Raw genomic sequence first — 24,586 nt, forward strand, 5'->3', positions numbered from 1 at the left:
AATAGCTACATCACTCGTTTAAATAATTTTTCCAAATCATACGTTGAAAATGAAATCACTATCGGCCGCCCATGCGGACACGTGTAGGGCTGTCGACATGAACCCAGACGCTGAATCAGCACTTCTGCTTCCTGATCGGTCAGCTTCTGGTTGGCTTTGATAGACGCCTTGCAGGAGCACATAATGGATGCAGCTTCTCGCATCTTGGCCACATCTATGCTGCGCTCGCTAAGAACCCATTCGGACATTTCTTCAATAATGTCTTTCTCGTCCCCTTTTGGGAACCAGAAAGGGTGGGAACGCACACGGAACGTCTGTCCACCAAAATGCTCCAAATATACACCCGCCTGTTCGAACCAGGGCAGTCTTGTTTTCAGCTTTTCCGTCTCCGAAGGTGTAAATTCCAGCGTAATCGGCAGCAATAACTCTTGTGAGGCCTGGGCAGGGTTACCGAATTGCTCGTAATAATACTCATAATTGACACGTTCATGAGCGGCATGCTGATCAATCAAATATAAACCTTGGTCATTTTGCGCGATTAAATACGTACCATGATGCTGTCCGATCAGACTCAGCTCCGGAAATGCGGGCATGGAAGCATCCGATTTAATGGCAGCAGCGAGTTTAGTGGCATCAGGCAATCCTGAAGTTTTCCACGTCCGTTCACTTCGCGTAACCGAAGACGGATTATACAATGAACGTGCTTCTCTAACCGGTGAATATACAGAGTCGGAGCGATACGTTGTTGGTTTGCTTTCAGCTAGCGGTTTTTCTATTGCTCCACGATCCCCACCATCTTGAGAAGAGAGGTCAGATTTGGGAACAGTTTCGGTAGAACTTGTACTTGTACTTACATCCTTAGTGCCTTCTTGCACGTTAACGGATGTCTGCTCCCCGTCATGACTAGCAATCTTCTGCAAAATATCCCCGTTCCAACTTTCTAACTGCACAGGGGGGTGTGTAATCTCAGGTGGAGCTTCGGGCAGCGGGACCAACTGACCCTGTTCAGATACTGGCTGTCCTGTGGTCACATCCGCCGGAGCTTCCAAATCCAGATCATCATCTTCCGTAGTCAACTTCAGCAATGCACTAGCAGGTTTCCCGAGTGGACCTTGTTGACCATATCCTTCTGGATCTGTTGCATCTTTCAGAGGACCACGTGGAAAGAGGAATTGCTCCTGGATAAAGGAGCTATCGTCTCCGCGTCGAATCTGCTGCTTTTTGACCTGTGGAATCAATACTTCCTGCCGGAGTATTCCCCGTAATGTCGTCTCTATGAATTCATACAGTTCCGGTTCCTTGCTGAAGCGAACCTCCAGTTTGGCCGGATGCACGTTCACATCCACAAGAGATGGATGCATCTCCAGTTGCACCACGACAAGAGGGAAGCGATTGATCGGCAGCAAGGTATGGTAGGCTTTGAGAATAGCCTGATTGAGACCGTAATTGCGAACAAATCGCCCATTAACAATCGTCGACATCCCACCACGATTCGCTCGTGTCCATTCAGGCAGGCTAATCAGCCCACTCACTCGGTAATCCAGACTTTCTCCCTGAATGGGAAGCATGGCTTTTGCTGCACTTGTTCCATAGATCGCTGCAACCACTTGCAGCAGATCCCCATTGCCCAACGTCTGAAGTAACACATTCTCATTATGGCGCAGTCGGAACGAAATGTTCGGGTGAGACATAGCCATCCGGTACAGGACATCGGAAATGTGTCCCAGTTCCGTCTGGATCGTTTTCATATATTTGAGTCTGGCTGGCGTATTGTAAAATAGTTCTTTCACTGCAAAATCTGTACCTTGGGGTGAGGTTGCGTCTTCATGAGTACGAAGGTTCCCGCCTTCAATTACGATGCGGCGCCCCCGCCCGTCATTACCACTTGCCGATAATACCTCTACCTTGGACACTGCGGCAATACTCGCTAAGGCTTCTCCGCGGAATCCAAGACTAGTGATCTGGAACAGATCTCGGCCATGGGCTATTTTGCTGGTCGCATGACGATAAAAGGCGGTTTCCATATCCTCTGGCTCAATACCTGAACCATTGTCTTTGACACGAATACTGAGGAGTCCACCCTCTTCCACCGTCACTTCAATCTTGGTGGCGCCTGCATCCACCGAGTTTTCAAGCAACTCCTTGACAACTGAAGCAGGTCGTTCGACCACCTCACCCGCCGCGATCTGGTTGGCAATATGTTCATCAAGCACATGTATTTTCGCCACAGGTTTTCCCCCTCCCATATATTCAGGATAATTGCTGTGCCTTCAATTTGAGATCATTCAATATTTGCATCGCCTGAAGAGGCGTCATATTCATGACATCGATATCTTTCATCGTACGGATGAATTCTCGCGCAGGTTTATCCACCGCAACTACATCCGCTTTCGTTGCCACACTCGGCTCATCATCTCCAAAGATGGACAGTTGAACCACATCCGAATGGCTGCCACTGGACTGTACCTTACTGTTGTCTTTCTTAGCATGCTGATTCCCGGTCGAACCTTCAATAGAAGGTGTGTAATCTGTACTTTCCGCAGTCTCTTGCTCCCGAATCAATGGTGCTGAATCCGTGTGCTGGAATTCTACACCTTTTACCTTCAGGTCTGCTTCCTGCTTCTCGCTACCGGTATATTCACTACCCACCGCTACCTGCGCAGCTGCATGCTCGAACCCATGTAATAGTCCATTAGCCCGCTCGATAATACTATCAGGCAGACCTGCCAGACGCGCGCAATAGATACCATAACTGCTGCTTGCTGCTCCGGCAATTAATTTGCGCAAGAAATTAACCTTGTCGCCGCTCTCCTGTACTGCCATCGAGTAGTTGGCCAGCTTGTCCAGACTCTCCTCCAGATGAGCAAGTTCATGGAAATGAGTTGATACAAGGGCTTTACAGCCGATAATATCATGTACATATTCAATAACGGACTGAGCAATCGCCATACCTTCGCTGGTCGACGTCCCGCGTCCCAATTCATCGATAATAATTAGACTGCGTGGTGTCGCTTTGTCCGTCATGACCTGAATATCGGCCATCTCCACCATGAATGTGCTTTGTCCGCCAATGAGATCATCCGCGGCACCAATCCGTGTGAAAATACGATCCATGATCGGCACTTCCGCCTGACCCGCAGGTACAAAACAACCCACTTGCGCCAAAATGGAGATTAAAGCGACCTGTCGCATATAAGTACTCTTACCAGCCATATTTGGACCGGTAATCAGCAGAATACGTGCCTCTTCCTTGGTCATTGCCGTGTGATTGGCAATAAATGCGCCGTCTCGCATGACCGCCTCGACGACCGGATGGCGTCCTTCTTCCACAACCAGGTCATAACCGTCGGTCAGCGTAGGCCGTACAAAGTTGCGCTCAGCGCTAATCACCGCAAAAGACTGATATACATCAATCTCTGCAACCTGTTCGGCCAGCTTCTGCAGTCTTGCAATCTCTTTGTTCAATCGCTCGCGCAGCTCTGCAAACAGTCCATACTCAATATCAACCATTTTGTCCTGAGCTTCGAGAATCAACGTCTCTTTTTCCTTCAACTCTGGCGTAATATATCGTTCTGCATTGGCAAGTGTCTGTTTACGTTCGTAACGTCCCTCTGGCAACGCGGACAGATTGGACTTGGTGATCTCGATATAATAACCAAACACTTTGTTATATCCAATCTTCAACGATCGAATGCCTGTCGCCTCACGCTCTCGCGCTTCCAACTCCGCAATCCACTGTTTCCCGTTGACCGAAGCCTCACGCAATTCATCCAGACGTTCATGATATCCTTCACGAATCAGACCTCCGTCCCTTACCGATACCGGCGGCTCGTCCACAATGGCTAGCCCGATGGCTTCACGCAGATCATTGCAATCATCCATCGTTTCGGCAATGTGCTGCAGCGTTACGGAAGATGATCCTGAGCAATGCTGCCGTAGCCCTGGAATTTTCTCCAGCGATGACTTGAGCGCGTTCAGGTCACGACCATTGGCATTACCAAACGCAATCCGGCCTACCAAGCGCTCCAGATCATAGATGTCTTTGAGTTCTGCCCGCAAATCCTCACGCAATATAAACTGGTTGTACAGCTTATCCACCGCTTCAAGACGCTCATTAATCTTCCCTTTTTGCAATAATGGCTTATCGACCCAACGACGCAGCATTCTCGCACCCATGGACGTCTCGGTCCGATCAAGCAACCAGAGCAATGAACCTTTTTTGGAGCGTTCACGCACAGTTTCCACCAATTCCAGGTTTCGGCGGGTAAACGGGTCTAAGATCATATAATGATCCGGCTCATACGTTGAGATTTGTGTTAATTGTCCGAGCGAACGTTTCTGAGTCTCACTCAGATAAGAGAAAAGTCGTGCAATACACGCTTGACGTTCAGGCTCCAGTCTTGCCCACACAGCCTCGCCAAACTGCTGACGGACCAGATCTTCCTTATTCTTTGTCCACGACGTATAGACCACAGGGCGACCGATTGGAGACGCCTCGGATTCTACCGTTTCAAGCAGCGCTGCATCCCCCACCAGCTCCGATGGTTCATAGATCCCGATCTCGTCCTTGAGCCATTCCTTGGAATAGGGCACTGATGTCACATATAACTCACCTGTTGACAGATCACAGGCCGCGAGCGCCAGCGTATTCTGATTACCTGTAAGGCAAACCATGTAGTTGTTGGACTTGTCCCCTAGCGTCTTTCCTTCCATCACCGTTCCGGGTGTAACCACACGTACAATTTCACGACGTACCATGCCTTTGGTTACACTCGCATCTTCCATCTGTTCGCATATCGCAACTTTATATCCTTTTTCAATCAGACGCTGTATGTAATTGTCAGCCGAATGATAAGGTACACCGCACATCGGAATTTTGTCATCCGTGCCCCCATTACGTGCGGTCAGCGTGATCTCAAGTTCACGGGAAGCATTAATCGCATCCTCGAAGAACAGTTCATAGAAGTCACCCAGTCTAAAAAATAGAAAAGCATCTTGTGCTTCGGCTTTCACTTGCAAATATTGTTGAATCATTGGCGTATACTGAGCCATGATGAATATCCTCCATCCCGTTCCTATAATGTCAGGAAGAAACGCGCCCTGGAAGGACAATAAGACGGTCAGGCACTGTGTTTGCGCCTCCGCCTTATGTTTTGGCTATTCGCCACTTCCTTCAAAGGTTGCTGCTCCATATCTTCCGTAGCTCTCATTTATAAAAGACTTGTTTCTTATTATATCAAAAAAACGTCCGTTCTTCATGAACCTGCCCGAATATTCCAGAGTTTGCGAATATCTCGGCTCTCATCCCAAGTTCTTCCCAGTTTTAATTGAAGGAGTAACGGTGACGCATACCGTTCATAACGTGCATATCCATCCAACCTCTTCAGATCATCTACCAGAGCTGGGATGTGTTCCTTGATCACATCGCGCTTTCCTTCATAAAAAGCGGTATGAACCTCAGCTTTCTCCAACGGACGCTGCCGTAATTGAGTATACCCGCTCGCGATCAGGCCTGCCAAGGCCACAACGCCTTTTGCAACAAGGGGCGACACAAGAAAGCTGGGTAACGTACGATACTCAAACCCACCGTAGGATTTCAGGCGAAAATCACCAAGTGCTCCATAACGTGGCCGTCTCCCCGATCCACGCGGATCTTGAAGAAATGCCAGCGGCAATGCCAGATAATTGTCCAGTGCACGGAGCAGTTCCCCGGTAAGATTCACGCCACTAAAATGAATATGACCGCCAAGAGGTAACCCACGCTGTGGCATCCCCCCTGCCTGCCAGATGAGTGAGTGATCACTTATGCTGCGGGAAGCCGCTGCAAATGCCCTCATTAGATGAGCCATTAGCTCACGCGGCTCAGAGCTGGGTGCGGGCCGCAATTCAGCAATTGGGTATATGCGCCGGCCACCAATCGTCACAGAATCACAACCTGCCATTCCTGTGCGTTCCAGAAATCTGGAGGCGGGTACGATTTTGGATTCTGGCATCTGTACCAGAAGAAACTCCGGGTCCATGCCGAGTATTGGAATGGGTCTGTGACTCACTTCCTCATCCAGCAGTTCCTGATGCTGCTTCCAGCTTTCCCTATAGGTAGCAGCAAGGTTGGTCACCCCTTTCCAGGGACATGGATCAATCGAAATCACTGCACAACCGCCGTTCCCTGAGGATTCCATTCGAACAGCTCCATGATTCAGTCCAAGCGTATACAGCGTTTTGATTGCAAGACGTTCAACACGCTTGAATAAGGTTGAACTCGCCTCACGCTCTAACAGACTTTCCTGTGTACTTCCCATACCGCTAGTATCCTTGCGCTTGATCCGGATCGCCTGCAGACAGCTTATCTCTACGTCGTAGCGTACACGCAAACCGGGTTCACGCTTGCGCCGATCCTGTAGTGACAATACTTCTATGCCTGCCTGTTTCAACCGTCCTGTACGTTGGGCAGAGGTCATATTTTCATATCGGCGTAGCGCTTCCTCCGCTTGTTCCATCACATTCATTACGTCCCCCCTCCCAGATCATGCAACTAAAATAAAAATAACCCCGCAATGCGGAGCCTTCCCGTGAAAGGTATTCCAGGCACATTGCGAGGCTCGTTACCACCCATTTTTTAATATTTAAGAAGAAAGAGGGCTTACGCCCTCTTCACCGCGCCTTCTGGCGCATATGATACCTTGGGTTATCAAATACAGGCGTCAAACTCACAGCTCATCGTCGAGCAGATCGGGATCGAGATCGTCATAATCTCCATCGCCACTGCCAAAGTCATAGTCCTTGTCTTCGTAATCACCGCAACCATCTGTGCAGACCTTCACACAAACTTTAGTCTCGGCAACGAGTTCCACAGCGAATTCCCGTTCTACTCGGATAATTACACTGCTTCCACCTGCTGATACTGTGGCTTCCACACAGCTAGGTTCCTGCGTTGCATCCGCAGATACCTCTACTGTGGAAGTCCGGTGTTTCGGGTCCAGATAGGACAAAGGTACATGTTCTACATACGACACCGTTTCTTTGGCTACATCCGTCTGCGAATTCTTGTCATAGGAATACCAAATGTTGATATCGTAAGTACCAATAACTTCAATTCCGTCACCCGCTGATACGGCTTCATATTGGTGGTTGATAATCCAAGCCCCCAAAATACTTGTCGGACCATTTGGCGGAGTCACGGTATGTGTTACGGTAGAGAACTTACGACCTTTGCCGCAGATCGCCTTCGTGATAATCTCTCTACATTGATGTTTATGACTCAATGACATCTTTAAACCTCCTCCATACAATCATTCACTACAAGTGTATGCAGGGCATTCGTCTAGGGTGACAACTATTTTCTATTATTCGTTTGTAGATTGGGACCGGTCCGAGATTGGGGACGGTGCTTTGTCCTTCTTCGCGACTTTCAGATACAGCGCGAGTTCACGGCACAGCTGGAGAATTGCGGAACGAATCTCGAATTCTTCCCTTGTATCCGGCAGCTCCATACGTTTGAATTCTTCTTGCACATCTGCAAGAAGTTTTTCAGTTCGTCCGGTGTAGGATTCAGTAAGTACATCCTGACTAAGCTGATCGAACAGCTCCGATACCATTTCCGCATGTGGCATCTTCTGATAGATCTGGGACACCAGATGCATCATGTGCTGAATGGAGTCCAGCTGCGTTTTGCGCATATAGAAGTAGACACTCCATTCCTCATTCGGATGAATCACCTGATTCTCCAGCGAACGCTTGGCTGCATCAATGCCGCCCAGAATTGCTTTATCTGCTTCAATCAATTCTCTCCCCGCCCAAGCTTCATTGGGATTACGTAGCGTGGCCGCGAATTCCTTGAAGATCTTCGAGAAGAGTTCATCGATTCGTTTGCGGATGCGCAGCATTTGTGGATCGGCTGCCGGCATATAAGCCAGGTTAACTGCCATTGCTGAACCCAGACCAATCAGCAGCAAAGCAATTTGCACGAGGATGACATGCAAGTCCATCTCTCCGCCGCCAAACACCCGAAACACCACAACTGAACCTGTTACAATGCCTTCCTTGAAGCCTACCCGAACAATAACCGGGAAAGCGATCAATATGTATACGGCCAGCACCCAATAATGGAAGCCTAGAAAGTGAAAAAGTACACTTGCAAATAAAAGTCCGACTACTGAAGCAAAGAACCGCGCCGATATGGTGCGAATACTTCGTTTTCTCGTTACATCCACACCAAGAATCGCAAGCAATCCCGCTGATGTTGGTCCCGGCAAGCGACACCAGTCTGCAATCAATACAGCCATTAATGCGGCGATTGCAGTTTTAATTACCCTAAAACCCATTTAACATTCCATCTCCTCTAAGCTGCAAAAAAAGTTCTTAGCCAGCTCGTTGCCTCATTCATGTATCATAACTAGTATGACTCATCCAACTGTAAACTAGACGACATCAACCGACATGCGCATGCATGCCGGTCACAGCAACACGCCCCGAATGAGGGACGCTGGCAAGTTAGATCGTTGCGACAGAACCTCAAGGCCCTCTTCTCCAATCATCGCATTCATTCCGGATCTGCGCGGAATATTCATACTAAATATGGTACTTGATTTTACGGTATCGGGCAACGTGACACCCCTTGTGAAATTGTATACATATTATAAACATTCATATTACGAATAAAACACGGCCAAATCACCTGCGTCCAGCCAGCAATTTGCGCTCTGCATAGACGACAAGTTGATACATGGCTGTTGCAACTGCAGCAATAATTAACAGACTCGATAATACGAGCGTGAAGTTGAATACCTGGAATCCGTAGATAATCAGATACCCAAGCCCCTGTTTGGCGACCAGAAACTCACCCACAATTACACCCACCCAGGCCATGCCTACGTTAACTTTCAAGGTCGATACAATCGCCGGAAAAGAAGCAGGCAATACAACTTTCGTAAAAATCTCGGAACGGTCGCCACCAAACGTACGAATGACTTTAATATAATTGGGATCGACTTCATTGAAGCTGTTATACACCACCAGTGTCGTGATAATCACCGTGATGGACAACGTGGTCATGACAATGGCTGTAAAACCCGCGCCAAACATAACAATAAAGATCGGACCAAGCGCTACCTTAGGCATACTGTTGAATACAACCATATAGGGGTCCAGCACTTTGGACAAAAAAGGAGACCACCAAATTAAGACCGCAAGCAAGGTTCCCACCAGTGTACCCAGCAAAAAACCAACTGCCGTTTCTCCTACGGTTACTCCAACATGCGCCCACAACTGGCCACTGGCGATGTCCTTACCGATCTGAGCAAAAATCTTGCTCGGATAACTGAACAACAGCACGTCAATCCAACGGAGTCTGCCCGCCAGTTCCCATAACAAAAACATAGATACCAGCATGGATAACTGTACAGCAAGCACTTGATGTCGCCATCTGGCCACCTGCTGAATATGATTCCGATGCAGCTGCCCCATCCATTCGTCACGCTTTTCCTGCCTCGGATTCGTTTGATTCACGCGTCTTTCTCACCTCCCCCGGACTGGTCCAGTTCACTCCATAACGCCTGAAACAGCTCATTGAATCCTTCTTGCTCCCTGGCATGAAACGGCTGCGATTTACGAATTCCATCGGGAATGATAAATTCACGACGGATCCGGCCCGGATTGCGATCCAGTACAATGACGCGGTCACTGACCGCAATGGCTTCAGACAAATCATGAGTGACGAGTACAGAGGTTTTGCCAAACTCTTTTAACGTATCCGAAACCAGATTCTCCAGTTGCAGCTTGGTTTGATAATCGAGTGCGGAGAACGGTTCATCCAACAATAAAATTCCCGGATCGGTTGCCAGCGTACGCACCAGGGCGACCCGCTGTCTCATGCCCCCTGAAAGCTCTGAAGGGTACTGATTCTCTGTTCCGGCCAAGCCCATGCTTATCAGCAATTCCCGTACACGCTCACGGCTACGCTCATCCAGTCTGCCTGTCAATTCAAGTCCGATTAATGCATTATCCAGAATGGTCCGCCACGGAAACAGATAGTCCTGTTGAAGCATATAACCAATCTGTGCGGAAGGGCCGCCTACGAGCTTGCCTTTAATCTTGACCTCTCCTTGAGTGGGTGTGAGCAGCCCGGCGATGATCGACAACAATGTCGTTTTACCGCATCCGCTCGGTCCGACCAGACTGACGAACTCCCCTTTTTGGATCTCAAGACTCAAATCTTCAATCACCAATGAAGCTTCCCGCTCGCTGACGTAGACTTGAGAGATCCCTTCCAGTCGGATCACACTTTCGGATTCAGGCATTCTGCTCACTTCCTTTCCTGAATACCCCATTACTTCGATATCGTAGCTTCTTCCGCATAGGTATTATCCACAATGACATTCAATTCCACGCGTTCTTTCAACTCGCCGGCGGCACTCATGACATCAAGCAGATTGTTCCACTCTTCCTTATCAATGATCGGGTCCGTTGCATAGCTGCCCTGTTCCTTATAACGGTTCACACTACTGACCAGAATGGCTGGATCGATGTCTTTGAAAAAAGGAGTAATGACTTCAGCAATCTCTTCAGCCGTATGGGAATCCACCCATGCTTGCGCTTTGTGCAGACCGTTCGTAAACTTCTGTACGATATCCTTATTGTCGTTAAGATAGCTCTGTTTCGTCATGAAGACGGTGTAAGGCAGAAGACCACTTTCTGTTCCAAAAGATGCAACAACCTTGCCCCGACTTTCTTGCTCAAAGATGGATGCCTGAGGTTCAAACAGTTGAACATAATCTCCCGTGCCTGAGGCGAAAGCAGACGCAATGTTCGCAAAGTCGACATTTTGAATCAGCTCCAGATCACTTTGCGGATCAATGCCACGTTTGTTCAGTGCAAACTCCCCTGCCATTTGTGGCATGCCGCCTTTGCGCTGTCCGAGAAATGTGGAATCCCTCAATTGCTCCCAATCGAAGCTACCTTCCGGGTTACGTGCGAACAGAAAAGTACCATCCGTCTGGGTAAGCTGGGCAAAGTTAATGACTGGATCTTCCGCTCCCTGCTGATAGACGTATATGGACGTCTCTGCACCTACCAGCGCAATGTCCACTGAACCGGCGAGCAATGCCGCCATCGTTTTGTCACCGCCAGCAGTCGTCTGAATCTCCACTTCAAGTCCCTGCTCCTCAAAAAAACCTTGAGCCACGGCCACATACTCCGGTGCGTAAAATACCGAACGAGTCACTTCGCCAATCGTAATCTTGGCTTCATTCTCTTCCTTATTACAGCTGGTGAGTGCCACAATGATAATCAGCAGAATAACGATGCCCCGGACGAACCATGGCGTGTATTTCATGTTGTTTCCCTCCTTCACTGGTTTCAGCAGTTTCTCTCTATTATGGATATGCTGATGCCCAACAAAAGGTTAAGAACTTGAATGCAAAAAAGAGCCGGGCAATAATGCCCGACTCTTCAGCTCTTCAAAATGTTATTGCAATATGCTGTTAAAGCGATATTACAGCTTGTAAATCTCCGCATATTTAGCTTCCAGATAATCGGCTAGATAATCCGGATTCAATTCTTCACCCGTTACGGCAACAATTAATTCCGAAGGTGTACGACTTTTGCCATATCGATAGATTTTGTCTGTAAGCCATTCCTTAATTGGAATCAGATTACCTTCGGTAATATGGGTATCAAACTCCGGCATTTCCTTGCGCAATGTATGTAGAATTTGAGCTGCATACATATTACCCAGAGAATACGATGCAAAGTAACCGAAGTCGCCACCGGACCAGTGAACATCCTGAAGAACACCATCTCCATCATTCGTTGGCATAATACCAAGGTATTCCTTGTATTTTGCATTCCAAGTTTCCGGCAGATCCTTCACTTCCAGACCATCGTTGAACAGCATTTTCTCGATCTCATAGCGGATAATAATGTGCAGGTTATAGGTCAGTTCATCGGCTTCAATGCGAATGAGTGAACTCTCCACCCGGTTGATTGCACGATAGAAATCTTCCAGTTCAACTTCGCTCAGTTGCGGGAAATGCTGCTGCAAATCTTTGTAATAGCGTGTCCAGAACGGCAGGCTGCGACCAATCATATTTTCCCAAAGACGGGACTGGGATTCATGGATACCCATTGAAGTACCTTCAGCAAGAAGGGTACCCGCCAGACTGTCATCAATATTTTGCTCATACAGGGCATGTCCGCCCTCATGCAGTGAACTGAAAACTGCGCTTGCTACATCATCCTGCAGATAATGTGTGGTGATCCGTACATCACCCGGGTTAAGGCCCGTTGCAAAAGGATGAACACTCTCGTCCAATCGTCCAGCTTCAAAGTCATAGCCCATCTGTTCCAGGATGAACAGACTGAATTTTTCCTGCTGTTCAGTGTCAAACAACTGATTCAGGAACTCTGTATTTGGCTTGTTTTCCGAAGCATTGATCTTCTCTTGCAGAGGCACCAAACGTGCTTTGAGACGGGCAAATACAGCATCCACTTTCTCTACGGTCAGATCCGGTTCATACATATCAAGCAACGTATCATAACGTGTATCCTTCACACCCCAATAATCAATAAACTCCTGCTTGAGCTTAACGATATCGGTCAGATAAGGTGAGAAGCCTGCAAAATCACTGTTATGCTTGGCATCTTCCCATGCGGTTTCGGACTTGGCCGTGAGCACGGTATACGCTTGTACTTTCTCAGGTGGTACAGACTGACTGCGATCATATTCTTTCTTGCAATCTTCAACCAACCGACGATCTATATCTTCGAGTTGTTCCAATAGCGCTGGAGAAGTCAATGCATCCAGGTATGTCTTCATGTCAGCAGAAGTTTGCAGCTTGAATGCTTCGGTGGATAACATGCCTAACGTCTCCGAACGAGTCGGAACGCCTTTTTTCGGCGCACCTGTGCGCAGATCCCAGTGAAGCAAACCAATGGCTTCATGATAGCTCTTAATTTTACGAGCCAAATTACGGAAGGATTCCAAATGTTCTAGTGTTTGTTTATCCATTGTTATCGTTCACCTCTTCAAAAAAAATGTTATACCCTATTGATGATACTTTTCCCATTGAGTATAATCAACTTTTAACAGAGGCAAATTGCATTATTCCACTACAAAGGGTGGAGTGATGTGATTTGCTGACCGTGATATACTATTAAAGCAAAGGCGCGTAGGACAAGCTGCATTAAATGCAAGTGGCCGTGCTCGTCGTATTGGATAACAGGAGGCAATGGACATGAACAACATTCAAGAGATTTTGGCTTACAACAAAACATTTGTCGAGACTAAAGAATACGAAAAGTATACGGCTGGCAAGTTTCCAACCAAAAAGATGGTTATCATCACTTGTATGGATACACGTCTGGTGGAAATGCTGCCCAAGGCCATGAATCTGAAGAACGGTGATGTGAAAATCATCAAAAACGCAGGCGCGATTATCTCTCAGCCTTTCGGCAGTGTAATGCGTAGTGTGCTTGTCGCCATCTATGAACTGGGTGCAGATGAAGTTCTGGTTGTCGGACATACGGAATGCGGTATGGCTTCCCTTCACGCAGAGACGATGATTGGACATATGGTTGAACGTGGCGTATCTGAAGAAGTCATGACAACCCTTGAGAACTCTGGCATCCGTTTGCAAAAATGGTTGCGCGGGTTTGACAGCGTCGAAGAAGGGGTAAAACATACTGTGGAAGTGATCAAGAAGCATCCTCTACTTCCTCCCAATGTACCCGTCCACGGCATGGTTATCGATTCTGCTACAGGTGAGCTTGATCTTGTCGCTGAGGGGTATGGGCAACAGGCATCTCTCTAAATGGTTTGGAGTGCGGACCTTATGGTTCGCACTTTTTTTGTCTAAATTGAGGCAGTTGCTCTGTCAGGTTGTCAAACCATACAGTTTCAGTGTACACTTTTATGAAAGCGGTCAAAGAAAGCAAAATTGATTATTTTCTCTGACCCAGCCCTAATATTAAGGAGACATGTGCATGAACATACTTTCCTACGGATTGCTCGGGCTGCTTACCCGCGAGGAGTCATCGGGCTATGATCTGATGCTGAAGATTCAGCCGCATTGGCAGGCGAAACACAGCCAGATCTACCCACTCCTGTCCAAGATGGAAAACGATGAGTTATTGGCCTCCCGCTGGGTACAACAGTCTGACAAACCCGACAAGAAAATGTACGCAGTTACGGAAAAAGGCATTGAAAAGCTCTTGGAATGGATGATTACTCCTGTTACCGCACCGGTTACACGCGATGAATTTAATTTGCGTATCTTGTGTGTTGGCATTGCGGAAGATGGAAGCATGAGACGCATTCTGAATGAGCGTAAAAGCTGGTTTATGGAACGCATACGTTATTTCGAGGAACTGAAGTCACGTATACCTCTGGATAATCTTCGTGTAGGCAACCGAGATTTTGGAAGCTACATCCTGGTACAAAAAGGGTTAATGCATGCGCAAACAGGCCTAGAATGGTGTCATTGGGTTACCCAATTACTTGATGGTCAAGCTGCAATTCAAGACCCAAGTCCAAGCGTTTCAGAAATTTAATAAAATTTGAAACGTTCCTGCAAGTTGACCGTATTACATGAGTAAGGCCCATTTTTGGGCGATTCAAACAAATTAATCGGGGGGTTACGATCTTTACAATGAAGAAAAAATTCGGAGTTAAACATCTAATGATGGTATTTATGGCCTTTACATTATTGTTCGCAACAGTGGGAGTAACGAATCCGGATTCTGCGGATGCAAGACGTGGTGGCGGATTCAAATCCGGTACGAAAAGTTATACTAACACACCTAAGAAATCCGACTCCAACAGTAACGTGAATCAATCCAATTCCGGTAATAACTCCGGTACTGGTGCAGCTGCAACTCGTGGTGGTGGATTCTTTGGCGGTGGCGGCGGCTTCATGAAAGGCATGATGCTTGGTGGTCTTGCTGGTATGATGTTCGGTGGATTGTTCGGTGGCATGGGCGCCCTGGGTAACATCCTCGGATTGCTCGTGAACGTTGCAGCAATTATGTTGATTGTAATGCTGGCTATGGCACTCTTCAGAGCTATCTCCAACCGTCGTAAACCTGCAGCGGATGGCCGTTATGACCGCCGCAATGATGATCGTGATGATGACCGTAACAGAAACGGACGGTACTAATCTCTATGGTTCTGAGCATGGATGAAATTGTGAATGCAATCTGTATTCATATGGCAGAACGTAAGGGTGTACGTCCAACCGATGTGAACGTGGAACTGAGCTGGGAAGAAGATACAGGTTATTCCGCTGAAGTTTGGATTCAAGGCCGCAGTCAGTATCTGGTGGAGTCCAATATGATTGAAGCAATTCTTCGCTACTTGCACAGTGAATACAACATTCGGGCGTACCGTGAGAACGTACGACTTGATCTGGATGAAGAGATCACAGCGATCGTTAATCAATAATATAGGTCAACCAATGACCTGTTATACAAAAGACCGTCTCCGCTCTGTCGCTTGACAGAGATGGAAGACGGTCTTTTTGTTTCTATATAAGTGGTGTGGTATAGTCTGATACGTTTCCGTATTTCGTTCTAATACTCAGACACTATGATTGGAGTTTAACCAGGCTGTAGTTCTTTTTACCTTTACGGATAATGATGAATTTACCGCCAATGGCATGCTCTGCCGACACTGTGAATTCAAGCTCCGTGATTTTCTCACCGTTCATGGAGATAGCGCCTTTAGTGACATCCTCACGCGCCTGGCGTTTGGATGGCTCCAAACCCAGATCTACGAGCCAGTCGACGATATTTTTCGCTTCGCCGTCCGTTTCGAATGTTGGCATTTCCTTGAAACCCTGCTCGATTTCATCTGCCGTCAGGGAACGGATATCACCACTGAACAGCGCCGCTGTAATACGCTTAGCCTGTTCCAGCATGTCTTCGCCGTGAACGAATTTCGTCATTTCTTCCGCGAGTGCTTTCTGTGCTTCACGTTTGTGTGGCTCTGTCTCTACCTTTTCAGCCAAAGCTTCAATTTCTTCTTTGCTCAGGAAGGTAAAGTATTTCAAGTATTTAATGACATCACGGTCATCTGTATTCGCCCAGAACTGGTAGAACTCAAATGGTGTCGTTTTGTTCGGATCAAGCCAGATTGCGCCGCCAGCTGTTTTACCGAATTTGGTTCCATCGGATTTGAGCATCAGTGGAATGGTCAGACCGTACGCTTTCGCTTCAGATCCTTCTTTTTTGCGTATCAAGTCGAGACCACTCGTGATATTACCCCATTGATCAGAACCGCCGATTTGAAGTTGAACATCCTCGTTCTGGAAAAGGTGCAAGTAGTCGAGTGATTGAAGAATCTGGTAGGAAAACTCAGTAAACGAAATTCCGCCTTCCAGTCTGCTCGCAACGACATCCTTAGCCAACATCGTATTGAGGTTAAAGTTTTTGCCGTAGTCACGCAAGAATTCGATGACATTGATTTTGTGTGTCCAATCGTAGTTGTTCACCATACGAACCTGATTATCACCGTCAGTTACGAACAGCTTCTTCATCTGTGCTGTCAGTGCATCCACATTCTCCTGCACCTGCTCCATGGTTTGCAAAGAGCGCTCTGCCTGACGTCCACTTGGATCACCAATCGTACCTGTAGCTCCACCAATCAGAATGACTGGACGATGTCCTGCCAGTTGAAAACGTTTGAGCATCATGAAGGGAATTAAATGTCCGATGTGCATGCTATCCCCCGTAGGGTCAACTCCGCAGTACAAGGAAACGGATTTCGTTTCAGTCAAGTCACGCAGTCCCTCTGCATCTGTCTGCTGGTTAATGGCGTCACGCCACTGTAGTTCATCAATAATATTCATTCGTAAAAACCCCTTTTCTATCCTCAAGATTCAGTCATGATCTACGTTAAATTACGAAATAACACGCTGGAACGGCTTTTTTGGACACAAAAAAATCGCCTCCTTGTCTTCATTAGACACAGGGACGATTATCATAACCGTGGTACCACCCAAATTGCATGGACAACACGTGACTTTAACACGCTATCCATACCACTTTTGGCAATATATCGTTTGCCCTTCCGCTTGGCATTACCCAAGTACTCCAGAGTGTAATTCGCAGCCCTTGTATGTATCAGGTTCCATCAACCCCTGACTTTCTGTAACAGGGACAAAGCCGCTACTGCGCTCTATCAACGTGATTCATGTATTCAATTTATAGCAAGTATAGCCGAACGTTTGAGTCATTGCAAGGGCAAGTATGCAATCTTTCAACAGAGCTATGGGTGCATATTTGAAACCAGCTTATATAGTCATCATGTTCAATTTCCCGTGGTAATAACCATAGGCCTTCTCCGCAATCTGATCCTCATTGCTCCAAAATTGCTGATCCAACGTATCTAAACGCTGCTCCTGTTCCTGTGTCAGAAATTTAGGAATATCCCACAGTTCAGTAAGCCGTTCATCCTCTTCCAGATGCTCAATGCAGCCGTATGCTGATGTTACAATCTCCAACACTTGAGTCGCACCAATGGTATGTAATGCCCGTAACGCGTAACGGTATACCTCTTCACCCCAGTTACAGAAAAACTGAATAAAACCGCCACTAAAGATATCCGCCTCTAACAGCCATAAAGCAGCAATGTCCTGCTCGTTCGAAGTCAACGAAGCCCAGCCCTGTTCAGATTCATTCTTTTTTTCGACAAATAACACAGCATAGTCATACCATCCATCATTAATATCTTGCTCGCTCACGTAACACACCTCATTTTTATTTATTTCATGCCCTCTAACTCCTGACGTTTACCCGTCTGATGCCAATGTAAATACGGATCACCGATCTGCTGGAAGGCTTCCTGAACACCCCTGTTTAGTTCCTTCATCACTTCATTTGTGTAGTTCAAATGCGTCTGTTTATTATCCACACCATATCTTTCCAAAAACCCCACATGCGTCGCGGTGAAAATAATATCCTCCAGCAGCCAATAGATGACTTCATCTGGCTGTTTCACCCGTTTCTCTAACAAGACGAGACCACGTTCGTATATTCGAACGATATACGTATCTTTTCCACACTCTACATAGGGGACACCATCCGATTTAAAGCTCTCAAACATACGGTTAACATAGTTCTGCATCTGTTCCCTATGGAAAGCTGTTCGCTCTAACAACTCTAAAAGGATCGCTGCCAGTTGTTGTTTGCTTAACATGTTGGACATCACTACACCTGCCTATATAAGTAAATCACTTCTTCTCTAATTATTACATGACAATCTCCGAATTCAATGTCAATGATGGATATTAACGTCGATGACAGTGTGAAAAAATGAAAAAGCTGCCCACGGCAGCCTTTTCTTCTTTCATATTGTTTAATCAGGTCCCACAAAAAGTCTGATACGAAGTATTACATTGTGCAGGTAGTTCAGCATACTCAGCCTGTTCAGGTGAATGCTTGAATGGATCTGAAAGAACAGCCAAAAGCTTCTCCAACAAGCTAAGATCTCCATGATTCTCTGCTCGCTCAAGCGCTTCTTCGACCCGATGATTGCGGGGAATGACAGCTGGATTGCTTGTTCTCATCAACTGCTTAGAGACTTCCTTCTCCCCCTGCTGTCTGTCCAATCTTGCTTGCCACCGCTCATGCCATTCAGCAAATTCTGCCGTACCAAACAAAGCTGTTCCTTCCAATGTATCAAAGGTCAATGCCAGGAACGTATTCGTGTAATCTGCACTATGCTTCTCCATGAGTTCAAGAAGGTCCTTGATTAGGGCTTCATCTTCGGCCTCTTCATCCAACAAGCCCAGTTTGGAACGCATTCCCTTGAGCCAATGATGATGGTACAATTCAGAAAATTGCGCGATAGCATCCTGAGCGATTTGCACGGCCTGCTCCTCGTCTTCATGCAGCAGTGGTATCAGTGTCTCGGCAAATCGAGCCAAATTCCATCCGCCAATATACGGTTGATTGCCATAAGCATAACGACCTTGCTTATCAATTGAACTAAACACCGTACTCAGATTATAGGCATCCATAAAAGCACATGGCCCGTAATCAATCGTTTCTCCACTAATCGCCATATTGTCCGTATTCATTACACCATGAATAAAGCCAACTCGCTGCCACTGGGCAACGAGCGCCGCCTGTCGCTTAATTACTTCCTGAAGGAGCAACAGATAGCGATTCTCCGCTTGAGCGACATCAGGAAAATGTCGATGCAAGGTGTAATCAGCCAACGCCCGAAGATCATCAATAGACCCCCATCTTGCTGCGTACTGAAAGGTTGCTACTCGGATGTGACTGGAAGCCACACGGGTCAAGATAGCCCCAGGCCGTTCTGTTTCGCGAATAATGTTTTCTCCTGTAGACACCACTGCCAGACTGCGAGTCGTTGGGATACCCAGTGCATACATTGCCTCACTAATGATGTACTCACGCAACATGGGTCCAACAGCAGCTCGTCCATCCCCTCCACGGGAGTATGGTGTTCTACCTGAACCTTTCAGCTGGATATCCACTCGCTCGCCTTGTGGCGTAATCTGTTCTCCCAGCAGTAAAGCCCGTCCATCACCAAGCATGTTAAAATTGCCGAATTGATGTCCTGCATAAGCCTGCGCCAGAGGCTCGGCTCCTTCCGGAATCGAATTACCTGCAAAAATTCGTGCTCCTTCATCACTGTCAAGAGACTCCACATCCAGTCCTAAGCTGGATGCAAGCAGTCTATTGAAAATGATCAGCTTCGGTGATTCAACAGGAACCGCACCCTGACTTGTAAAAAAGGGTTGCGGTAGCTGCGCATAACTATTGTCCAAATTCCAGCCTTTGTTCAATGTTTCTTGTTGCATGGTGATCACAACTCCTTTTCTGTACCCAGGGATATCCCCTGGTTTTATTTTAGCCTTGTGAATCAATGCTCATTTATGTAGTCGCATGGAAATTCAATGTAGGGAACATCTAAAATGTTCTTGATGAAACTTTAGCATATTTGCATTCCTTTTGCATTCCCTCAGCAATAACTTTCATATGTAGATCATCATTAAGCGCCATAGCTCCCAAGCAAATAAAAACCCAAGAGATTCTGTCATGAGGGGAGTTCTTACCTTATTTCCCTCAATCCATCACGCCTTGGGTCTATTTCGTTCATTTAAATCAGTTTTGTTATCTTATCGTAGAAAAAGGATCAGGTATGCGCTTCCTGAGCCTGTACAGGCTGTACTGGCAAGCTCTTATTTTTGAAACCGAGGTTAAAGAAGACATTAAGCAGGATGGCTGATAAACTTCCGGTAATAATACCATCGCTGACAATGATACGAATACTTTGAGGAAGTTGAGCAAACAGATCTGGTACAGCGGTAACACCAAGTCCGAGTGAAACAGAGCAAGCCACGATCAACAGATTGGATTGTTTAACAAAATCGACGTTTTGCAGCATTTTAATCCCGGATGAGACGACCATTCCGAACAGGACAACAGTCGCTCCTCCAAGGACAGCACTTGGAATAATCGTTGCAAAAGCAGCTACCTTCGGAATAAGTCCGAGAAAGACCAGAATACCTCCGGCTGCAACGACTACATTAGTCGTTTTCACCTTGGAAAGCTGAACCAAACCGACATTCTGAGCAAATGTATTGTATGGAAAGGCATTGAATATGCCACCTAGAACAAACGCAAGACCTTCTGCGCGATATCCCCGTGCCAGATCTTTTTCGTTGATCGGTTGATCACAGATTTTACTCAAAGCCATAAACACACCTGTTGATTCGATAATAACTACCGTACCTACAATAATCATTGTAATAATGGGGCCGATTTCGAAGGTTGGCCATCCAAAGTAGAAAGGTTGGGGCAAATGGAACCATGAGGCTTCCTGTACAGCGGCAAAATTCACTTTTCCCATGAAAGCCGCGATGAGGGTCCCCACGATAATGCCCAGAAGAACAGCCAGGGATTTAACAAAACCGCGAGCATATCGATTCAGAATTAGAATGAAGAGTAATACGCTAAAAGAAAGAGCCAAATTATCCAAGCTTCCGAAATTCTCACTGTTTGCTCCACCCGCCATATTTTTAATGCCTGTTGGGATCAGCGCAAGACCGATGATCGTTACCACTGTACCTATCACGACTGGCGGAAAAAATTTGACTATTTTACTGAAAAAAACGGCAAAGATGACGATAAATACTCCTGCTGCAATGATCGACCCATATATGGCAGGAATTCCGTATTGCGATCCAATGGCTATCATGGGTGTCACCGCTACAAAAGAACTTCCGAGCACCGCTGGCAGACCAATACCCAAGTACTTGCCTTTCCGAGCCTGAAGCCATGTTGCAATCCCACACGTTAACAGGTCAATGGATACTAGATAAGCCAACTGCTCTGCTGTCAAATTTAGCGCTCTGCCCACAAGCAAAGGTACCAGTATTGCTCCCGCATACATCGCGAGTACGTGCTGAATCCCCAGTGAAAAAATTCTCATCTTTTTGGTTTCTTTCATCCCACGTTGCCCCCCTGAAATTAGAATCAACCGAACCGCTGCAAAATCATGTTATGTTGATTCACATTATATAAACTATTCAGGGAAGTTCCATGATTCATAACATATAATTGTTATAAGATATAAAGATCCTAACTTAAATTGGGCGTGTTGTACAAAGGATCACCCCACGCCATTCACATTGCGTCATATTAGTTAACATCCGTGATTGAGCAACAACGTAGTTACATCCAGAAGAAGTATCTAGAGATGAATAACTTCCTCTCGTCACCCATTTCTGACCAATTGCGGTAAGTATGCTGGTGAGCTAGAATGTTCATTAGCAAAGGACTGGTGATTCGCATCGTACATATCAACAGAAACAACGAAAATTCCAAATATTCGCTACTCGAACATTCATCTTTTAAACTCCGACATATTCAACATATCAAAAACACTGCCACCGATTGGGAGCTTAAACTCCAGTTCATTGAATCCCACTTGTTTATTGTTGCAGCAAGCGGACAAGGATGGATTACCCTTGATGGACAGTACATTGAATGGCAAGAAGGTAGTGTATACATCTGTAACCCTGGTCAACTGGTACAGGCAGCAGCACAATCGCTGGATGAACGCGGACTTTACCTTCTGCGATTCGATATTATCAAGGATTACGATTCAAGGACGACTGACTCCGTTCGGCCAATCCAAGGCGAACTTCCTTTTCCTATTAAAGAAAAGATTATTCTTTCTTCACCAGTTTCTATAAATGCTTTGTGCGAGAATATTACGAAAAACTTGCAAAGCGATGATCAACTGAAGCAATTTCGAAGTCAAATTTACTTTCAGGAACTCCTGTATCACCTCTTTCAAGATGACCTACTTGTTCATGAAAATGATCCGGAGGAAGTTCTCGAATATGTAAAATCATACATGGAAGAGCATTATCAACAAGAGTTAACGATTGAACATTTGGCAAAGGTCGCAGGAATAAGTTCCCGTCATTTTATCAGGCTTTTCAAGAAAAGGTATGGATGCAGCGCAATTGAATATCTGGCTGTTTATCGAATTAATCAAGCTCAGAAACTTATGAAAATGGACGGTGAATACCGACTCAAGGACATCGCCAGTCACGTAGGTTATCCTGATGATATTTATTTTCGTCGCAAATTCAAACAGATTACGGGTATCCCTCCAGCCACGTTTATTAGGAACAACAAGCAAAAAATTGTTGCCTATAACCCTTTTAATATCGGACAATTGTTGCCCTTAGAGATCACTCCTATTGCCGCACCTGGGGATCATCCCTGGACTGATTATTACAAGAGAAAGTACGGAGCTGATCTGGTTCTATCACTGAATTCAATTGAAGCGGTAAAAAGAGAAGAGCTTCTCCTCGCTAATCCGGATTATATTATTGGAATTGATAATATGGTTTCCACTGATGAGCAGGCTTGGATTAAACAAATCGCACCTGCCTTTTTCGTGCCCTGGATTGACCATACCTGGCGTGAACATGTACAGCTGATTGCGGAATTTTTGGACAAAACCGCCCTGGCTGACACCTGGTTTGAAAAATACGAACGGAAGTCACGCTTTGTAAAAGAACAAATTCAGTACACTATTAAGGAGGATACGCTTCTTGTAATTAGAGTCACAGGAGATTCATACCACATTTTGGGATGTAGAAGTCTGGCTACGGTCTTTTACGATGATTTGCACATCGCTCCTCCACATGATATCAACCGCTTGATGCCCGATCTTAGGGTTACACCTGCAGAGCTCGCCAAGTACGATGCTGATCGTTTAGTGATTATCCTCGATGATGATGCACGCTCACAGTTGGGTTGGCAATTACTCATGCAATCTGAACATTGGCGTGATCTCAAAGCGGTCCGAAATGGTCGAATCGATTTCCTCCCTACGTATCCATGGATAGAATACACGGCATTTACGCATGAACTGGTTTTGGATGAGGTGCTGATGCTTTGGCGTAATCGTGCATAGAACGTTGTCGTGATCGTCAATATTCCGTAAGATGAAAAACATTTATACTCCTTTTATGTGATAATGATAATCAATCTTATTGTGAGATTATCAATTGCAAATTTTATTAGTTCAAGGGGAGCATCAAGAAATGAAACAAAAAAGAGGTTGGAGTACGAGCATCATTATTGTATTGTTAATCGCGCTGTGCACTGCCTGTGCAGGAAGCAAAACAGGGTCAGATACTTCAGGAACTGCCACTGGAGATTCCAGCACACTAGAAACAGCGTTATCCGATAAAACTCGTGTTGTAGCTAGTGAAAAAGGAGAAATTAGCATTCCTGCTGATCCACAAAGAATTGTTGGTCTTTCAGTTGTTTACCCGGAATTTCTGTATGCTCTGGGTGTAAGACCTGTTGCGGTACAGAACTACCATCCAGAGTTCCCGGCTTATCTGCAAGAGGCATTGAAAGACACATTGAAGACCGGGCTCGCCCAAACACCTAATTTTGAAGCCATTCTATCCACGCAACCAGACCTTATTATTGCTCCTGCCTGGTGGTCTGATAAGGACTATGATCAATTGACTGCCATTGCTCCAACCGTTCTTCTGCCGCAGCGAGACAATTGGCGGGATGAACTGCGAGATATCGCTGAAGTTCTGGGCAAGAAAGATGTGGCTGAAAAGGTCATCACAGATCTGCAGGTTCAAGAAGCAGAAGCCAAGAAGAAACTAGATACCCTGGTGGGTGAAGAAACGGTTATGTATATGATGATCATGGCTGACGAGATCGTTATATATGGAGAAAATATTGATCGGGGCAAGTTCATTCATCAAGAGCTGGGGTTAAATCCGGTCAAAGACTTTCCACAGAGTGAAATGAGTGTCTCGATCTCTTTGGAAAAGATTCCTGAGTACAACCCTGATCATATTATTTTGCAATTGGATGATGAGTCCAGTGATAAAGTTCAAAAGAGATACAAGGAAATGATGAATAGTTCGTTGTGGAAAAATATGACTGCAGTCAAGAAAAACCAGGTGTACACCATGGGCGGCAAGGAATGGTTTAGTCTGGGCATGTCTCCGCTGGCAGATAGCAATGCAGTGAACGATGTGCTTCAAGCTTTTGAGAAGAAAGAAAATTAAAC

The 24,586-nt window shown here is 46.2% G+C and carries 21 protein-coding genes and 1 other annotated feature; of the genes, 6 read left to right on the plus strand and 15 right to left on the minus strand.

Annotated elements, in window-relative coordinates; genetic code table 11:
* Positions 1-5: 5 nt before the first annotated feature.
* From mutL to OM416_RS03690, 10 genes are all read right to left on the minus strand, one after another.
* Positions 6-2,228 (minus strand): DNA mismatch repair endonuclease MutL, encoded by a 2,223-nt coding sequence (gene mutL / locus OM416_RS03645; protein WP_264927105.1) that lies wholly within the window; start codon positions 2,226-2,228, stop codon positions 6-8.
* 22 nt (positions 2,229-2,250) lie between these two features.
* A complete protein-coding gene (gene mutS / locus OM416_RS03650; RefSeq protein ID WP_264927107.1) occupies positions 2,251-5,052 on the minus strand; it encodes a DNA mismatch repair protein MutS in 2,802 nt (933 codons plus the stop codon).
* A 203-nt stretch (positions 5,053-5,255) separates the two neighbouring features.
* A complete protein-coding gene (locus tag OM416_RS03655; RefSeq protein WP_264927109.1) occupies positions 5,256-6,506 on the minus strand; it encodes a putative amidoligase domain-containing protein in 1,251 nt (416 codons plus the stop codon).
* A 201-nt stretch (positions 6,507-6,707) separates the two neighbouring features.
* On the minus strand, positions 6,708-7,268 hold the full coding sequence (locus tag OM416_RS03660) for an outer spore coat protein CotE (RefSeq protein WP_062835006.1): 561 nt from the start codon (positions 7,266-7,268) through the stop codon (positions 6,708-6,710).
* 75 nt (positions 7,269-7,343) lie between these two features.
* The gene (locus OM416_RS03665; protein WP_264927112.1) at positions 7,344-8,321 is read right to left on the minus strand and encodes an aromatic acid exporter family protein; all 978 of its coding nucleotides are present in this window, start codon (positions 8,319-8,321) and stop codon (positions 7,344-7,346) included.
* A gap of 132 nt (positions 8,322-8,453) precedes the next feature.
* Positions 8,454-8,603 (minus strand): hypothetical protein, encoded by a 150-nt coding sequence (locus OM416_RS03670; protein ID WP_264927114.1) that lies wholly within the window; start codon positions 8,601-8,603, stop codon positions 8,454-8,456.
* Between the two features lie 67 nt (positions 8,604-8,670).
* Positions 8,671-9,462 carry an ABC transporter permease gene (locus OM416_RS03675; protein ID WP_264928801.1) on the minus strand — a complete coding sequence of 264 codons (792 nt, stop codon included), beginning with the start codon at positions 9,460-9,462 and terminating at the stop codon, positions 8,671-8,673.
* Positions 9,463-9,500: 38 nt separating this feature from the next.
* The gene (locus tag OM416_RS03680; RefSeq protein WP_264927115.1) at positions 9,501-10,295 is read right to left on the minus strand and encodes an ABC transporter ATP-binding protein; all 795 of its coding nucleotides are present in this window, start codon (positions 10,293-10,295) and stop codon (positions 9,501-9,503) included.
* A 29-nt stretch (positions 10,296-10,324) separates the two neighbouring features.
* On the minus strand, positions 10,325-11,329 hold the full coding sequence (locus OM416_RS03685; RefSeq protein ID WP_264927117.1) for an ABC transporter substrate-binding protein: 1,005 nt from the start codon (positions 11,327-11,329) through the stop codon (positions 10,325-10,327).
* 159 nt (positions 11,330-11,488) lie between these two features.
* On the minus strand, positions 11,489-13,003 hold the full coding sequence (locus OM416_RS03690; protein WP_264927119.1) for a carboxypeptidase M32: 1,515 nt from the start codon (positions 13,001-13,003) through the stop codon (positions 11,489-11,491).
* Between the two features lie 226 nt (positions 13,004-13,229).
* Between OM416_RS03690 and OM416_RS03695 the strand changes: the two genes are divergently transcribed.
* The 4 genes from OM416_RS03695 (at position 13,230) to OM416_RS03710 (ending at position 15,433) form a co-directional block, all read left to right on the plus strand.
* Positions 13,230-13,805 (plus strand): beta-class carbonic anhydrase, encoded by a 576-nt coding sequence (locus OM416_RS03695; RefSeq protein WP_169481075.1) that lies wholly within the window; start codon positions 13,230-13,232, stop codon positions 13,803-13,805.
* Positions 13,806-13,977: 172 nt separating this feature from the next.
* Positions 13,978-14,544 carry a PadR family transcriptional regulator gene (locus OM416_RS03700; protein WP_264927122.1) on the plus strand — a complete coding sequence of 189 codons (567 nt, stop codon included), beginning with the start codon at positions 13,978-13,980 and terminating at the stop codon, positions 14,542-14,544.
* 98 nt (positions 14,545-14,642) lie between these two features.
* Positions 14,643-15,149 carry a hypothetical protein gene (locus OM416_RS03705; RefSeq protein WP_062835013.1) on the plus strand — a complete coding sequence of 169 codons (507 nt, stop codon included), beginning with the start codon at positions 14,643-14,645 and terminating at the stop codon, positions 15,147-15,149.
* A 5-nt stretch (positions 15,150-15,154) separates the two neighbouring features.
* Positions 15,155-15,433 (plus strand): YxcD family protein, encoded by a 279-nt coding sequence (locus tag OM416_RS03710; protein WP_017687903.1) that lies wholly within the window; start codon positions 15,155-15,157, stop codon positions 15,431-15,433.
* Positions 15,434-15,575: 142 nt separating this feature from the next.
* Here OM416_RS03710 and tyrS read toward each other — a convergent pair whose 3' ends face one another.
* The 5 genes from tyrS to OM416_RS03735 all read right to left on the minus strand — a co-directional run bounded on the left by tyrS (position 15,576) and on the right by OM416_RS03735 (position 21,472).
* On the minus strand, positions 15,576-16,838 hold the full coding sequence (tyrS, locus tag OM416_RS03715) for a tyrosine--tRNA ligase (protein ID WP_264927126.1): 1,263 nt from the start codon (positions 16,836-16,838) through the stop codon (positions 15,576-15,578).
* 117 nt (positions 16,839-16,955) lie between these two features.
* Positions 16,956-17,183 (minus strand) — a binding site (T-box leader).
* A gap of 99 nt (positions 17,184-17,282) precedes the next feature.
* Positions 17,283-17,732 (minus strand): DMP19 family protein, encoded by a 450-nt coding sequence (locus OM416_RS03720; protein ID WP_264927128.1) that lies wholly within the window; start codon positions 17,730-17,732, stop codon positions 17,283-17,285.
* A 20-nt stretch (positions 17,733-17,752) separates the two neighbouring features.
* Complete coding sequence (locus OM416_RS03725; protein ID WP_264927130.1) at positions 17,753-18,196, minus strand: immunity 63 family protein; 444 nt, start codon at positions 18,194-18,196, stop codon at positions 17,753-17,755.
* A gap of 154 nt (positions 18,197-18,350) precedes the next feature.
* Positions 18,351-19,820, minus strand: coding sequence for a protein adenylyltransferase SelO (locus OM416_RS03730; RefSeq protein WP_264927132.1), 1,470 nt, complete (start codon positions 19,818-19,820; stop codon positions 18,351-18,353).
* Positions 19,821-20,155: 335 nt separating this feature from the next.
* A complete protein-coding gene (locus tag OM416_RS03735) occupies positions 20,156-21,472 on the minus strand; it encodes a nucleobase:cation symporter-2 family protein (protein ID WP_264927134.1) in 1,317 nt (438 codons plus the stop codon).
* Between the two features lie 333 nt (positions 21,473-21,805).
* On the opposite strand from OM416_RS03735, the gene OM416_RS03740 reads away from it, so the two are divergent.
* Positions 21,806-23,458: an AraC family transcriptional regulator gene (locus tag OM416_RS03740; protein WP_264927136.1), complete on the plus strand. Its 1,653-nt coding sequence runs from the start codon at positions 21,806-21,808 to the stop codon at positions 23,456-23,458.
* 130 nt (positions 23,459-23,588) lie between these two features.
* On the plus strand, positions 23,589-24,584 hold the full coding sequence (locus OM416_RS03745; RefSeq protein ID WP_264927138.1) for an ABC transporter substrate-binding protein: 996 nt from the start codon (positions 23,589-23,591) through the stop codon (positions 24,582-24,584).
* Positions 24,585-24,586 lie beyond the last annotated feature (2 nt).

This window comes from Paenibacillus sp. LS1 (genome assembly GCF_026013365.1).
In the GTDB taxonomy this organism is placed as follows: domain Bacteria; phylum Bacillota; class Bacilli; order Paenibacillales; family Paenibacillaceae; genus Paenibacillus.